General features: G+C 69.6%; 13 protein-coding genes. 12 read left to right on the top strand and 1 reads right to left on the bottom strand.

Annotated features, from left to right (window positions below):
- The first annotated feature begins 7 nt into the window (after nt 1-7).
- The 12 genes from LHP98_RS00215 (at nt 8) to LHP98_RS00270 (ending at nt 12,017) form a co-directional block, all read left to right on the top strand.
- Nucleotides 8-280, top strand: coding sequence for a DUF2484 family protein (locus tag LHP98_RS00215; RefSeq protein ID WP_227250490.1), 273 nt, complete (start codon nt 8-10; stop codon nt 278-280).
- On the top strand, nt 277-534 hold the full coding sequence (locus LHP98_RS00220) for a DUF2484 family protein (protein ID WP_227250491.1): 258 nt from the start codon (nt 277-279) through the stop codon (nt 532-534). Before LHP98_RS00215 ends, LHP98_RS00220 begins: the two co-directional genes overlap by 4 nt.
- A gap of 65 nt (nt 535-599) precedes the next feature.
- The gene (locus LHP98_RS00225; protein WP_227250492.1) at nt 600-1,706 is read left to right on the top strand and encodes a hypothetical protein; all 1,107 of its coding nucleotides are present in this window, start codon (nt 600-602) and stop codon (nt 1,704-1,706) included.
- A gap of 94 nt (nt 1,707-1,800) precedes the next feature.
- Complete coding sequence (gene murB / locus LHP98_RS00230) at nt 1,801-2,724, top strand: UDP-N-acetylmuramate dehydrogenase (RefSeq protein WP_227250493.1); 924 nt, start codon at nt 1,801-1,803, stop codon at nt 2,722-2,724.
- Between the two features lie 30 nt (nt 2,725-2,754).
- Nucleotides 2,755-3,672, top strand: a complete 918-nt coding sequence (locus LHP98_RS00235; protein WP_227250494.1) for a D-alanine--D-alanine ligase — start codon at nt 2,755-2,757, stop codon at nt 3,670-3,672.
- Complete coding sequence (locus LHP98_RS00240; protein WP_227250495.1) at nt 3,660-4,556, top strand: cell division protein FtsQ/DivIB; 897 nt, start codon at nt 3,660-3,662, stop codon at nt 4,554-4,556. The genes LHP98_RS00235 and LHP98_RS00240 overlap by 13 nt, the downstream gene beginning before the upstream one ends.
- Entirely contained in the window at nt 4,553-5,887 is a 1,335-nt protein-coding gene (gene ftsA / locus LHP98_RS00245) for a cell division protein FtsA (protein ID WP_227250496.1), read from the top strand. The genes LHP98_RS00240 and ftsA overlap by 4 nt, the downstream gene beginning before the upstream one ends.
- Before the next feature lie 219 nt (nt 5,888-6,106).
- A complete protein-coding gene (ftsZ, locus tag LHP98_RS00250) occupies nt 6,107-7,786 on the top strand; it encodes a cell division protein FtsZ (protein WP_227250497.1) in 1,680 nt (559 codons plus the stop codon).
- Between the two features lie 196 nt (nt 7,787-7,982).
- Nucleotides 7,983-8,927, top strand: coding sequence for a UDP-3-O-acyl-N-acetylglucosamine deacetylase (gene lpxC, locus LHP98_RS00255; RefSeq protein ID WP_227251511.1), 945 nt, complete (start codon nt 7,983-7,985; stop codon nt 8,925-8,927).
- A gap of 148 nt (nt 8,928-9,075) precedes the next feature.
- Entirely contained in the window at nt 9,076-9,915 is an 840-nt protein-coding gene (locus LHP98_RS00260) for an outer membrane protein assembly factor BamD (protein WP_227250498.1), read from the top strand.
- 99 nt (nt 9,916-10,014) lie between these two features.
- Nucleotides 10,015-11,658, top strand: a complete 1,644-nt coding sequence (gene recN, locus LHP98_RS00265; RefSeq protein ID WP_227250499.1) for a DNA repair protein RecN — start codon at nt 10,015-10,017, stop codon at nt 11,656-11,658.
- A 197-nt stretch (nt 11,659-11,855) separates the two neighbouring features.
- On the top strand, nt 11,856-12,017 hold the full coding sequence (locus LHP98_RS00270; RefSeq protein ID WP_227250500.1) for a hypothetical protein: 162 nt from the start codon (nt 11,856-11,858) through the stop codon (nt 12,015-12,017).
- Nucleotides 12,018-12,362: 345 nt separating this feature from the next.
- On the opposite strand, the gene LHP98_RS00275 is transcribed toward LHP98_RS00270, so the two are convergent.
- Nucleotides 12,363-13,733, bottom strand: coding sequence for an FAD-binding oxidoreductase (locus LHP98_RS00275; RefSeq protein ID WP_227251512.1), 1,371 nt, complete (start codon nt 13,731-13,733; stop codon nt 12,363-12,365).
- Between the last annotated feature and the right edge of the window lie 90 nt (nt 13,734-13,823).

Genomic DNA, 13,823 nt, shown 5'->3' on the forward strand with positions numbered 1-13,823 from the left:
CCGCAGGATGACCCCCGCGCTTGCCGCCGTGCTTTGGGTTCTGGGCGCCACCGCCACCGCCTTTCTGCCGATGCGGCGGCAACTCGTCCCCGGCCTGGCGCTGCTTCTGTCCGCCCCGGCGCTGCTGCTCTGGATCGGTGCCGTGCACGGCTGGCTCTGGACGCTTCCCGCCCTGCTGGCCCTGGTCTCGATGTTCCGCCGCCCCTTCGGCCATCTTCTCGCCCGCCTGAGCGGCCGCCCCGCCGGCCCGCCGGCCAACCCGGAGGACCGCCCCAAGTGACGGCCCCGCTGGCCCTTGCCTGCCTCTGGCTGATCGCCGCCAACGGCATCGCCATGCTGCCCTCGCGCGACCACCACTGGCGCGCCGCCTATGTGCTGATCGCGCTGGGCATCCCGCTGCTCGGCTGGCTGACCTGGAAAGCCGGACCGCTCTGGGCCCTTTTGTTCCTCGCCGCCGGCGCCAGCCTCCTGCGCTGGCCGCTGGTCTACCTCTGGCGCTGGGCAAGGCGACGGGGCGAGGGCCCGGCCGAGTAGGGCGGCCCCGGCCTTCGCCCCGGCTTCCCCCTGCAAATCAACGGCCCGCCCCCGATGGTTGCGCCATGAAACCGTCCGACATCCGCGACGAAAACTCCCTGCGCGTCTGGCTGAAGTCCCGCCCCGAAGCCACGCGCCCGTCCGACACAGTAGTCATCGCCCAGCGCGGCGCCCTGCGGGTCTTCCCGCTGTGGTCGGGTGCCATGGGCGGGGCCTGGGCACGGATAGCTGATTTGACAGCCCTGCCGATTCTCCGCGTCACTCTGACCTTGGGGGTTGCGCGCATCTATCCAACCCCCGAGGTCAAGGCCGCCGACGCCGCCTCTGCCGCCGCCGCCACCTTCGCCGCCGACGCCGCCACCTTCGCCGACGCCGCCACCATCGCCGCCCGCGTCGCCCGCGTCGCCTTCGCCGCCGCCGACGCCGCCGCCGCCTTCTGGGCCAGCATCCGGGCAGACGCCGCCGCATTGGAGACTGGCACAGACTCGGCGGCACTGCCGCTTTGGCCCGACGCGGTGCCCGACTGGTTCGCCACGCGCGACACCCGTGCCCGCGCCCTCTGGGCCGAGCAGCCCGAGGTCTGGTTGTTCTGGGCCCGCTGGTGGGACGGGGTGCTGTCCGGCCATACCCTCGACGCGGAGCTCCAGAAACAGGTCGCCCTGATCCCCGATGCCGTCTGGCAACAAGGCCCCGCCGCCGTGGCCGAGGCGATCCGGCTGATCGAAGACCGTCTCGATCTCTTGCAGCAAGTCTCGACCATGAAGGCGGAGCTTGCCGGCTTGCAGGCCGCGCTCGCCCGGCAGGCCAGCGCGGCGCATCGGGCGCACAACCACCCGCCAGACCTGATCGACGCTCCCGCGCCTATCGTGGTGCAGGTCAATACCCTCGTCGCTGCCTTGAACGAAGCCGAGGCGGAACTGGCGAAGCCGGCTCCGGAACCCGGTGCCTTGCGGCGGATCGGCGCGCTGATCGTGGACGCCACCCTGACCGCCCTTCGCTATTGCGGTGGTCTCGCGGACACGATGCTGCAGAAGGCGGCGGAAGAGATCGGCAGCACCGGCGCGAAGGTGGCAATCGGGATCGGCGGGCTGTCCATCGTCTCCCATCTTGAACCTTTGAAGGACCTGGGCAAGGCGCTGATCGCCTTCGCGGCGCGCCTGCTCGGCGTCTGACAGGCCCTTGCCTGAACCGCAGGCGGCTTGCCGTGTCGGCTCCGCCGGGCGAAGCCCTTGCACCTCCGGCGTCTTCCCGGCTACCACCCCTTGCATGACAGACCTCCCCACCCCCCGCGGCACGCTGACCCCGCACCGGTCGCTCGCCGATCTCACCTGGCTGCGCGTCGGCGGGCCGGCGGACTGGCTGTTCCAGCCGGCGGACGAGGCCGACCTGGCAGAGTTCCTGGCCGACCTCGACCCGGCCATCGCGGTTTTCCCGATGGGCGTGGGCTCGAACCTGATCGTCCGCGACGGCGGCATCCGGGCGGTGGTGGTCCGGCTCGGGCGCGGCTTCAACGGCATCGAAATCGACGGCACGACGGTCACCGCCGGGGCCGCCGCGCTGGACAGCCACGTCGCGCGCAAGGCGGCCGAGGCGGGGCTGGACCTGACATTCCTGCGCACCATCCCCGGCAGCATCGGCGGGGCGGTGCGGATGAACGCAGGCTGCTACGGGCAGTATGTGGCCGACGTGCTGCAAGAGGTCCGCATCGTCACCCGGCAGGGCAGGGTGGAAACCCTGTCGGCGGCGGCGCTGGCCTTGCGCTACCGCCAGTCCGACCTGCCGCAAGGCGCGGTGATCGTCGCCGCCAGCTTCCGCGCGCCGCCGGGCGAACCGGCAGAACTGGCCGCAAGGATGCAGGCGCAGATCGCCAAGCGCGACGCCAGCCAGCCGACCAAGGACCGCTCGGCCGGCAGCACCTTCCGCAATCCCTCGGGGCAATCCTCGACCGGGCGGGCCGACGACACGCATGATCTCAAGGCCTGGAAGGTGATCGACCAGGCCGGGATGCGCGGCGCGACCCTGGGCGGCGCGCAGATGTCGCCGCAGCATGCCAATTTCCTGATCAACACCGGCACCGCCACCGCCGCCGATCTGGAAGATCTGGGCGAGGAAGTGCGAAAAAAGGTTTTCCAAGACAGCGGCATCACGTTAGAGTGGGAAATCATGCGCGTCGGAGAACGCGCGGAATAACAAGGGGCGAAACGCCCTGTGAGGCAGTGAATGGCGGCGGGATCGGGCAGATTCCCTCGCGTGGCGGTTCTGATGGGCGGCATGTCTGCCGAACGGGAGGTCTCTCTCGTTTCCGGGCGTGAATGTGCCAAGGCGCTGCGCGAGGCGGGGTATCAGGTGGTCGAGGTCGATGCCGGCCCCGATCTGGTCGTGCAACTGTCTGAAATCAAACCCGATGTCGTCTTCAACGCGCTGCATGGCCGGTGGGGAGAGGATGGCTGCGTGCAGGGCATCCTGGAATGGCTGCGGCTGCCCTACACCAACTCGGGCGTGCTGGCCTCGGCGCTGGCGATGGACAAGGCCCGTGCCAAGGAGGCCTATCGCGCGGCGGGCCTGCCGATCGTCGACAGCGTGATCGTGGCGCGTGAGGACGTGGAAAAGGGCCATGTCCTGCCGCCGCCCTATGTGGTCAAGCCGAACAACGAAGGCTCGTCGGTCGGCGTCTATATCGTTCACCCCGGCTCGAACGCGCCGCGGCTGGCCGACAGCATGCCGGCGCGGGTGATGGTGGAGACCTACGCTCCGGGCCGCGAGTTGAGCGTCTCGGTGATGGGCGACCGCGCGCTGGCGGTCACCGACATTCTTACCGAGGGCTGGTATGACTACGACGCGAAATACAAGCCGGGCGGCAGCCGCCACGTACTTCCCGCGGCGATGCCCGCCGAGATCACCGCGGCCTGCCTCGACCATGCGCTGCGCGCGCACCGGGCGCTGGGCTGCCGCGGCCTCAGCCGCACCGACATCCGCTGGGACGAAAGCCGCGGCCTGGACGGGCTGATCCTGCTGGAGACCAACACCCAGCCCGGCATGACGCCCACCTCGCTGGCGCCCGAACAGGCCGCCTTCTGCGGCATCCGGTTCCCGCAGCTTTGCGACTGGATGGTAAGGGACGCCTCATGCGACCGCTGATTGCGCCGCGCCGCGCCGCCGTTCCTCGCCGCGACCCCGCGCCCAGCCGCTGGGCCTACCGGCTGCAGCGCTTCATGCTGACCCCGCACCTGCGCGCGGCGCTGCGGGTCGGCCTGCCGACCTTTGCCCTGTTCGCGGCGGCCCTGCTGTATCTTGCCGACGACGCCCGCCGTGGCGCGCTGGTCCAGGTCTTCACCGACCTGCGCCAGAAATTCGAACAGCGCCCCGAATTCATGGTGACCCTCGCCTCGGTCGAGGGCTGCTCGAAGGACCTGGCCGAGGCCGTCCGCGCCCGCCTCGGCGTGACCCTGCCGCAATCCTCGTTCGATCTGGACCTTGATGCCGTCCGGGCCCGGGTCGAGGAACTGGACGCGGTGAAGTCGGCCGAACTGCGGGTCCGCTCGGGCGGCGTGCTGCAGGTGCTGGTGACCGAACGCGATCCCGTCGCCGTCTGGCGCACCGACGACGGCCTGACCCTGGTCGATGACACCGGTCACCGTGTCGCCGGTCTGCACACCCGCTCCGACCGCCCCGACCTGCCGCTGATCGCCGGCCCCGGCGCCGACGCGGCCACTGCCGAGGCGCTGGACATCCTGGCCGCCGCCGGCCCGCTGGCGCCGCGCATCCGCGGCCTGGTCCGCATCGGCGAACGCCGCTGGGACATCGTGCTGGACCGCGACCAGCGCATCCTGCTGCCCGCCTCCAACCCGATCCGGGCGCTGGAACGCCTGCTGGCGCTGGACCATGCCCAAAGCATCCTGCAGCGCGACCTCCTGACCGTCGATCTGCGCCTCGACGCCCGTCCGACCCTTCGCCTCACCCCCTTCGCGCTGACCGAACTGCGCCGCGCCAAGGGCATCGACACCGTGGAGACCGACCTGTGACCGACCTCTACCAGACCCAACGCGCCATGCGGAACATGCGCCGGGCCGCGATGCAGCGGGGCGTCATCGCCATCCTCGACGTGGGCACCTCCAAGATCGCCTGCCTGATCCTGCGCTTTGACGGCGAGGCCAGGCTGCGCGAGACCGACGGCGTCGGCCCGATGGCGGGGCAAAGCCAGTTCCGCATCATCGGCGCCGCCACCACCCGGTCGCGCGGGGTTCGCTTCGGCGAAATCACCCAGATGAACGAAACCGAACGCGCCATCCGAACCGCCGTGCAGGCGGCGCAGAAGATGGCCAATGTCCGCGTCGATCACGTCATCGCCAGCTTTTCGGGGGCCGAACCCCGCAGCTACGGCCTGGCCGGCGACATTGACCTTGCCGACAGCGTGGTGACGGAACAGGACGTCGCCCGCGTGCTGGCCGCCTGCGACGTGCCCGACCTGGGCCACGACCGCGAGGTGCTGCACGCCCAGCCGGTCAACTTCGCGCTGGACCACCGCACCGGCCTGGGCGACCCGCGCGGCCAGATCGGCAATCGGCTGGCCTGCGACATGCACCTGGTCTCGGTTGACGGCTCGGTGATCCAGAACCTGCTCTACGCCATCCGCCGCTGCGACCTGGAACTCGCCGGCATCGCCTCGTCGGCCTATGTCTCGGCGATCTCCTCGCTGGTCGAGGACGAACAGGAACTCGGCGCCGCCTGCATCGACATGGGCGGCGGCTCGACCGGCGTGTCGATCTTCATGAAAAAGCACATGATCTTTGCCGATTCGGTGCGCATGGGCGGCGACCACGTCACCTCCGACATCTCCAAGGGCCTGCAGATTCCGCTGACCACGGCCGAACGGATCAAGTCCCGCCACGGCGGCCTGATCGCCACCGGCATGGATGACCGCGAGATGATCGAGATCGGCGGGGACAGCGGCGACTGGGAAAAGGACCGCCGCCGCATCAGCCGGACCGAGCTGATCGGCATCATGCGCCCGCGGGTCGAGGAGATTCTTGAGGAAACCCGTGCCCGGCTGGATGCCGCGGGCTTCGACAGCCTGCCCAGCCAGCAGATCGTGCTGACCGGCGGCGCCAGCCAGATTCCCGGCCTGGACGGGTTGGCCGCCCGCATCCTGGGCCAGCGCGTTCGGCTGGGCCGGCCGCTGCGCGTGCAGGGCCTGCCGCAGGCCGCCACCGGCCCTGCCTTTGCCAGCGCCGTGGGCCTGTGCCTGTTCGCCGCCCACCCGCAAGACGAATGGTGGGATTTCGAGATTCCGGCCGAACGCTATCCGGCCCGGTCGCTGCGCAGGGCCATCCGATGGTTCAAGGACAACTGGTAACCCCCACATCCTGTGGCGCCACGCGAGATCCCGCCGATCCGCGGGCACAATCGCCCATATTTTGTGGGTTTTTGCGTTTTTCTCGTGACCTGCAGGGGCATTTGTGGATAGAATCGACGATAACTGGGGATTCAGGGCGCGGGACAGGTCTGGCCCCCAAGACAATAGCGGGACCAGCGGCGAATTAGCGGCGCATAAGAAACGGACAGGCGGAACACCATGGCACTCAATCTGACGATGGCTTCAAACCAGCGCGAAGAGCTGAAGCCGCGCATCACCGTCTTCGGTGTGGGCGGTGCGGGCGGCAACGCGGTCAACAACATGATCGACAAACAGCTTGAAGGCGTCGAGTTCGTGGTCGCGAACACCGATGCCCAGGCGCTGCAGCAGTCCAAGGCGCATTCCCGCATCCAGATGGGCGTGAAGGTGACCGAGGGCCTCGGGGCAGGGGCCCGCCCCTCGGTCGGCGCCGCCGCGGCCGAGGAAACCATCGAGGAAATCGTCGACCACCTGGCCGGCGCACACATGTGCTTCATCACCGCCGGCATGGGCGGCGGCACCGGCACTGGGGCTGCCCCGATCATCGCCCAGGCGGCGCGGGAACTGGGCGTGCTGACCGTCGGCGTGGTGACCAAGCCGTTCCAGTTCGAAGGCGGCAAGCGGATGAAGCAGGCCGAAGACGGGATCGAGGCGCTGCAGAAGGTGGTCGATACCCTCATCATCATTCCCAACCAGAACCTGTTCCGGCTGGCCAACGAACGCACCACCTTCACCGAGGCCTTCGCGCTGGCCGATGACGTGCTGTATCAGGGCGTCAAGGGTGTGACCGACCTGATGGTGCGGCCGGGCCTGATCAACCTCGATTTCGCCGACGTCCGCGCGGTGATGGACGAGATGGGCAAGGCGATGATGGGCACTGGCGAATCCGATGGCGAAGATCGCGCCGTCCAGGCCGCCGAGAAGGCCATCGCCAACCCGCTGCTGGACGAGATCAGCCTGCATGGCGCCAAGGGCGTGCTGATCAACATCACCGGCGGCTACGACCTGACCCTGTTCGAGTTGGACGAGGCGGCGAACATCATCCGCGAAAAGGTCGATGCCGACGCCAACATCATCGTCGGCTCGACCCTCGATCCGACGATGGAAGGCCGCATGCGCGTGTCGGTCGTGGCGACCGGCATCGACGCCTCGGCCCAGTCCAAGCCGGAAACGCCGGTGGCGCGCCGGCCGATGTCGGCGCCGCTGACCCTGCATCCGGCGCCGTCCGCCGCCCGTCCGGCGCCCGCTGCGGCGCCGGCCTATGCGCCGGCCCAGGCTGCGCCTGTTGCGGTTGCGGCCGCCGCTGCGGCCTCGGTCGAGGCCGACCTGTTCGAGACCGCCGAAGAGATCGTGGCCGAGTTCGCGCATGAATTCGAGGCGATCCCCGAGCCGGAAGACATCCTTGACAGCGACCTGCCGCCGCCGGCCTATCGTCCGCAGGCTGCCGCCGCCATGGCGGCGCCGGTCGCCGGCCGTCCGATGCCTTCGGCGATCGACGCCGATGCCGGCAGCTTCGTCGCGCCGCGCCCGCGCGCGCCCGGTCAGCCCTCGCCCGAGGCGCTGGAACGGTTGCGCAGCGCCGTTGCGCGCAACCCGGGCCTGACCGCGCAGCGTCCGGCCGCCGCGCCGCAGCCCGCGCCTTCCCCGACCCCGACCCCGGCCGCCGCCAAGCCGCGGTTCGGCATCGGCACGCTGATCAACCGCATGGCCGGCCACCTGGAAACCGCCACCGACCGCCCGGCCAGCGCCACACCGGCCCGCCAGACGCCGCCGGTGACCGCCTACGACGACGAGCCCGAGCATGGCTCGGATCACGACCGGATCGAAATTCCGGCCTTCCTGCGCCGCCAGGCGAACTGAAACAGGCCTTCGGCGCATGCCTTCGAGGGGCCCGGGAAACCGGGCCTTTTTCTTTACGAAACAATGGCTTGCTCTCGATGTGCCGGATGTCACAAACGGTTGCAAAAGGTGAATTGAGATCGCGGGTCGGCTTGATTACCTACAATACGAAAGATCGGGCGGCATGGTCCGCGCGACAGATGAGGTCGATAGGCTCGTGCAGAACACGCTCAAATCCGCGGTCACCTTCACCGGTGTGGGCCTGCATACCGGCGCGCCGGTCCGCATGACCGTCCGCCCGGCCGCCGCCAACCAGGGCATCTGGTTCCGCCGCACCGACGTGCCCGCCCGCGACGCGATGGTGCCTGCGGTCTGGTCCGCCGTCACCCCCTCGCGGCTGTGCACCGTGGTCGAGAACCCCGCCGGCGTTTCGGTCGCCACCATCGAACACCTGATGGCCGCGCTGGCCGGCTGCGCCCTGCACAACGTGCTGATCGAGATCGACGGCCCCGAAGTTCCCATCCTGGACGGCTCGGCCGAACCCTTCGTCGCGGCCTTCCTGGCCCGTGGCCTGCAGACCCAGGACGCCGAGGTCCGCGCCATCCGCGTGCTGAAACCGATCGAGGTGCGCGACGGCGAGGCGGTGGCCCGGCTCGACCCTGCCGACATGCTTGAGATCGATTTCCACATCGACTTCGAGGACGCAGCCATCGGCGTGCAGACCCGCAAGCTGAGCATGGCCAACGGCGCCTTCGTGCGCGAACTTTCCGACAGCCGCACCTTCTGCCGCCAGGCCGACGTGGACGCGATGCGCGAAAAGGGCCTTGCCCTGGGCGGCACGCTCGACAACGCCGTGGTCTTCGACGGCGACCGGGTGCTGTCGCCCGGCGGCCTGCGCCATTCCGACGAGCCGGTACGCCACAAGATGCTGGACGCGCTGGGCGATCTGGCGCTGGCGGGTGCGCCGCTTCTGGCGCGCTACACCGGCCACCGGGCCGGCCACGCGCTGACCAACCGCCTGCTGCGCGCGCTGTTCGCCGATCCGGACGCCTTCCGCATGGAAGGCTGCGCCGCCTGGGTCGGCGCCAAGCTGCCCGGCGTGGGCGTCCACCGCGGCGATCTGCCCTCGGCCCGCCGCCGCGCCGCCGCCGCGGCGGCCTGAACCCGGCGTCCCCCTCTCGAAGCCGTGAAAGGCGTTTTGCGCCCCGGATTTTTCTATGCTAGGACAGCGCAAAAGCCGGGGCAAATCACTCGGGGCGGGGTCCTTCCCGGGGCGCCGGACAAGGACGACAGGTTTGGATAGGCAACAGATGGCGGGCAAGACTTCGGGGTGGCAGCTTGCGGCGGCGCTGGCGCTTGCGGCGGCGCTGTCGGCCTGCGGATCGCGCTCCGAGGACGTTTCGCTTGACAGCTACTCGGCCGAAGAACTGTACGGCCAGGGCGAACTGGCGCTGGAAACCGGCAGACGCCCCGAGGAATCGCTGCGCTACTTCCAGGAAATCGAGCGGCTCTATCCCTATACCGAATATTCCAAGCGCGCGCTCATCATGCAGGCCTTCGTCCTGCACAAGTCGAAGAAATACGAAGAGGCCCGCGGTGCCGCGCAACGCTTTCTCGACTTCTACCCCGATGACGAAGACGCGGCCTATGCGCAATACCTGATGGCGCTGTCCTATTACGACCAGATCGACGATGTCGGCCGCGACCAGGGCCTGACCTTCCAGGCCTTGCAGTCGATGCGCGAACTGATCGAGAAATACCCCGACAGCGAATATGCCGCCTCGGCGATCCTGAAGTTCGACCTTGCCTTCGACCATCTCGCCGCGAAGGAAATGGAGATCGGGCGCTACTACCTCAAGCGCCGGCACTATTCCGCGGCGCTGAACCGGTTCCGCACCGTGGTGCAGGATTTCCAGACCACCGCCCACACGGCCGAGGCGCTGCACCGGCTGGTGGAATGCTACCTCGCGCTTGGGTTCGAGGACGAGGCGCAGACCGCCGCGGCGATCCTGGGCTACAACTACCAGTCCTCGCCGTTCTACCAGGACAGCTTCAACCTCCTCAAGGGCAGGGGCCTGGCGCCCGAAGCCAAGGGCGACAACTGGCTGACCAAGATCTATCGCCAGATGATCCGTGGCGAATGGTTGTGACCCCCGTGCGTGCTTGCACGCACCTCACTGCCTGGGTGCGTGCTTGCACGCACCTCGCTGCTTGGGTGCGTGCAGGCACGCACCCGATCGCTTGAACCGATGCTCCGCGCCCTGGACATCCGCGATGTGCTGATCATCGACCGGCTGGGCATCGAGCTTGGCCCGGGCCTCAACGTGCTGACCGGCGAAACCGGCGCCGGCAAGTCGATCCTGCTGGATGCGCTGGGCATGGTGCTGGGCTGGAAGGGCCGGGCCGATGTGGTCCGCGCCGGGGCCGAGCGGGCCGAGGTCACCGCCGCCTTCGACCTGCCGCCGGGCCATCCGGCCGAACCGATCCTGGCCGAAGCCGGCATCGAGGCCACGGGCGAGTTGATCCTGCGCCGCGTCGCCCATGCCGATGGCCGCCGCCAGGCCTTCGCCAACGATCGCCGGGTCAGTGGCGAGGTCCTGCGCGACCTGTCGGAAACCCTGGTCGAACTGCATGGCCAGCATGATGACCGCGGCCTTCTCAACCCGCGCGGCCACCGTGCCTTGCTGGACAGCTTCGCCGGGCTGGACCTTGCCCCCCTGCGCGCCCTCTGGGCCGCCCAGCGGCAGGCCCGCGACGCGCTGTTCCAGGCCGAGGCGCAGATCGCCCGCGCCCGCACCGAAGAGGACTACCTGCGCCACGCCGTGGCCGAACTGGCCAAGCTCAACCCGCAGCCCGGCGAGGAGGCCGACCTTGACGCCCGCCGCCGCCTGATGCAGGGCGCCGCCCGCATCCGCGACGACGTCGCCCGCGCGCTGGCCGCCCTGTCCGACGACGGAGCCGAAGGCCGCATGCGCGACGCCCAGCGCTGGCTGGACGGCGTGGCCGACCGCGCCGAGGGCCGGCTGGACGAACCGCTTGCCGCGCTGTCGCGCGCCAGCATCGAACTGGCCGAGGCGCAGGCCGGGGTCGAATCCTGCCTTGAGGCGCTGGACTTCAACCCGTCAGACCTGGAAACCACCGAAGAGCGCCTGTTCGCCATCCGGGCGCTGGCCCGCAAGCACTCGGTCGCCCCCGATGCGCTGGCCGACCATGCCGCAACGCTGGCAGCGCGGCTTGCGGCGCTGGACGCGGGCGAGGCGGGGTTGTCCCGGTTGTCCCGTGCGGTGACTGCCGCCGAGGCGGCCTATGCCGATGAAGCGCGCCGCCTGCGCGCCTTGCGGCGGGCGGCGGCGGCCCGGCTGGATGCCGCCATGGCCGGAGAACTGGCGCCCCTCAAGATGGAGCGGGCGCTTTTCGCCACCCGGATGGAGGAGGCCGAGCCCGGCCCTGACGGCATGGATGCCGTGACCTTCACGGTGACCACCAACCCCGGCGCGCCGCCGGGGGCGTTGAACCGCATCGCCAGCGGCGGCGAACTCAGCCGCTTTCTGCTGGCGTTGAAGGTCTGCCTCACCGGCCAGTCGCGTGGGCTGACGCTGATCTTCGACGAAATCGACCGCGGCGTCGGCGGGGCCACCGCCGATGCCGTGGGCCGTCGGCTGCAGGCCCTTGCGGCGGGCGCGCAGATTCTGGTGGTGACGCATTCGCCGCAGGTGGCGGCCCTGGGCGCGCATCACTGGCGGGTCGAAAAGACCGTGACCGGTGAGGTGACCCGCTCCAGCGTCACCGCGCTGGACGCCACCGCCCGGGTCGAGGAAATCGCCCGCATGCTGGCCGGCGATACCGTCACCGATGCCGCCCGCGCCGCTGCCCGCGCCCTGCTGGTGGCCTGAAAGAAACCGGAATTCGCGCGAATTCCGTGCACGATTTCCGTGCGGAAATCGGTTTTTCTCTTTCTTTTCATGGGTAAATGGGAACCATGCAATCCTTGCATGGCGGCCTTGGTGAACGCATGCCTACTCTGCTGCAGTGCAGCGTTTTATATGCCTGTCGTGAACCGAAAGACCGATGAAAAGAGAGAGGGTCCGCGATGTTCGACCGTCTGAGAAACGCCCTGAAGACCTTGCACGTGCCGTCTGTCGAAGAGATGGAATTGCGCTACCTCGAAGGCTCTGTTTCGCGCGTCGATCTGGAACGCCGCCAGCGCGAGATTGATGGCGGGATGTTCCGCCGCTCCAGCCGCTACTACTGATACCCTTGGCCTGACCCGTGCCGGGCCAGGGGTTGCCCGGCGGCGCGGACCTCCGCCGGTGAAGCGGCAAGCCCAGGCGCCGGCAAGACCGGCAATTCTCCCTCGACCGGCAAGCTGGATCGGCACGGCCCAAAGGGCCATGGGTGCCGCACCGACCCCGACCGCCGCCAGCGCAAGATCGACGGCGGCATCCTCCGCCGTTCCAGTGGCTGCCGCCGAGCCGAAGGTTTGCCTGCCACCATGTCGGGCCAGAAGTTAACAAGACCTGAAAACGCGCGTGCAAGGGCTTGAATTCCTTGGGCCCGGATGATGTCCCATCATGGGACACTTCTCCCGGGCTGGGCCTCAGGGCACCAGTTTGCCGGGGTTCATCAGCCCCTTCGGATCCAGCGCCGCCTTGATCCGCCCCATCGCGGCCCATCCCCCCGCGCCATGCTCGGCCGCCATCAGCCCGCGCTTGCCCAGGCCGATGCCGTGCTCGCCGGTGATCGTCCCCCCCAGCCGCAGCGCCCGCTCGGCCATCCGGTGGGCCAGTGCCTTGGCCGTGGCGGCCTCGCCCGCGTCGCCGTCGCGGACCATCAGGATGGCGTGGAAGTTGCCGTCGCCCACATGCCCCAGGATCGGCCCCGGCAGCCCCGAGGCCGCGATGTCGGCCGCCGTCTCCTCGACCGCCGCGGCCAGCGCCGAGATCGGCACGCAGGCATCGGTCACGATGGCGCGCGAGCCGGGGCGCGAGGCGAGGATCGCCCGATAGGCGGCGTGGCGGGCGGCCCAGAGCCGCTTGCGGTCCTCCGGCGCCTTGGCCCATTGAAAGCCGGTCGCCCCGAAGCCCTCGGCGATCTCGCCGAAACGGGCGGCCTGCTCGGCCACGCCTTCGGGCGAGCCGTGGAATTCGACCAGCAACTGCGGGGCAGGGGGCAGTGACAGCCCAGAAAAGGCGTTGACCGCCGCCACCGTGGCGGCATCGAGGAACTCGATCCGTGCCATCGGAAGGCCGGTCTGGATGGTGGCGATCACGCAATCCACCGCCGCGACCATGGCCGGAAAGGCGCAGGCGGCGGCCGAGACCGCCTCGGGCTGGCCATGCAGGCGCAGGGTCAGTTCGGTGATCAGGCCCAGCGTGCCCTCGGACCCGACCATCAGTGCCGTCAGGTCATAGCCGGCCGAGGACTTCGGCGCCGCCGTTCCGGTGCGGATCACCTCGCCGCCCGCCAGCACCACCTCCAGCCCCAGGACGTTGCCGCGCATGGTGCCGTAGCGCACCGCCGCCGTGCCCGAGGCGCGCGTGGCCGCTATGCCGCCCAGGCTGGCGTTGGCACCGGGATCGACCGGAAAGAACAGGCCGGTGGCCCGCAACTCCTCGTTCAGGCGCTCGCGGGTGATGCCGGGCTGCACCACGGCGACCATGTCCTCGGGGCGCACCTCAAGCACCCGGTCCATCCGGGCGAAATCCACCGTCACCCCGCCGAGAACCGCCAGCGCGTGGCCTTCCAGGGACGTCCCCGCACCCCAGCCCACCAGCGCAAATCCGTGCCGGTCCGACAGCCGCGCCAGTTCGGCCACTTCGGCGGTGGTTTCGGGAAAGACCACGGCCTCGGGCGGGGGGCCGCTGACCAGGCTTTCGCTCTGGGCATGGGCGTCCCGCACGGCGTGGCCGACGGAGAGGCGTGGCCCGAAGGCAGCGCGCAGATCGGCAAGGGCGGCATCGGTCAGCATGACCGCAGGGTTCTTCATCACGGCCCCGCGCGCAAGACCTGGCGGGGGTGGAAAGCCTGCGACCTTTGCGCTAGGACCAAGGCACCCCTT

The organism is Rhodobacter sp. Har01 (assembly GCF_020564565.1).
In the GTDB taxonomy this organism is placed as follows: domain Bacteria; phylum Pseudomonadota; class Alphaproteobacteria; order Rhodobacterales; family Rhodobacteraceae; genus Pseudogemmobacter.

Bases quoted from the DNA above. Each gene is read 5' to 3' on its own strand.
- LHP98_RS00215 (WP_227250490.1), top strand. From the start codon at position 8: ATGACCCCCGCGCTTGCCGCCGTGCTTTGGGTTCTGGGCGCCACCGCC.
- LHP98_RS00225 (WP_227250492.1), top strand. From the start codon at position 600: ATGAAACCGTCCGACATCCGCGACGAAAACTCCCTGCGCGTCTGGCTG.
- murB (WP_227250493.1), top strand. From the start codon at position 1,801: ATGACAGACCTCCCCACCCCCCGCGGCACGCTGACCCCGCACCGGTCG.
- LHP98_RS00235 (WP_227250494.1), top strand. From the start codon at position 2,755: ATGGCGGCGGGATCGGGCAGATTCCCTCGCGTGGCGGTTCTGATGGGC.
- LHP98_RS00240 (WP_227250495.1), top strand. From the start codon at position 3,660: ATGCGACCGCTGATTGCGCCGCGCCGCGCCGCCGTTCCTCGCCGCGAC.
- ftsZ (WP_227250497.1), top strand. From the start codon at position 6,107: ATGGCACTCAATCTGACGATGGCTTCAAACCAGCGCGAAGAGCTGAAG.
- LHP98_RS00260 (WP_227250498.1), top strand. From the start codon at position 9,076: ATGGCGGGCAAGACTTCGGGGTGGCAGCTTGCGGCGGCGCTGGCGCTT.
- recN (WP_227250499.1), top strand. From the start codon at position 10,015: ATGCTCCGCGCCCTGGACATCCGCGATGTGCTGATCATCGACCGGCTG.
- LHP98_RS00270 (WP_227250500.1), top strand. From the start codon at position 11,856: ATGTTCGACCGTCTGAGAAACGCCCTGAAGACCTTGCACGTGCCGTCT.
- LHP98_RS00275 (WP_227251512.1), bottom strand. From the start codon at position 13,733: ATGCTGACCGATGCCGCCCTTGCCGATCTGCGCGCTGCCTTCGGGCCA.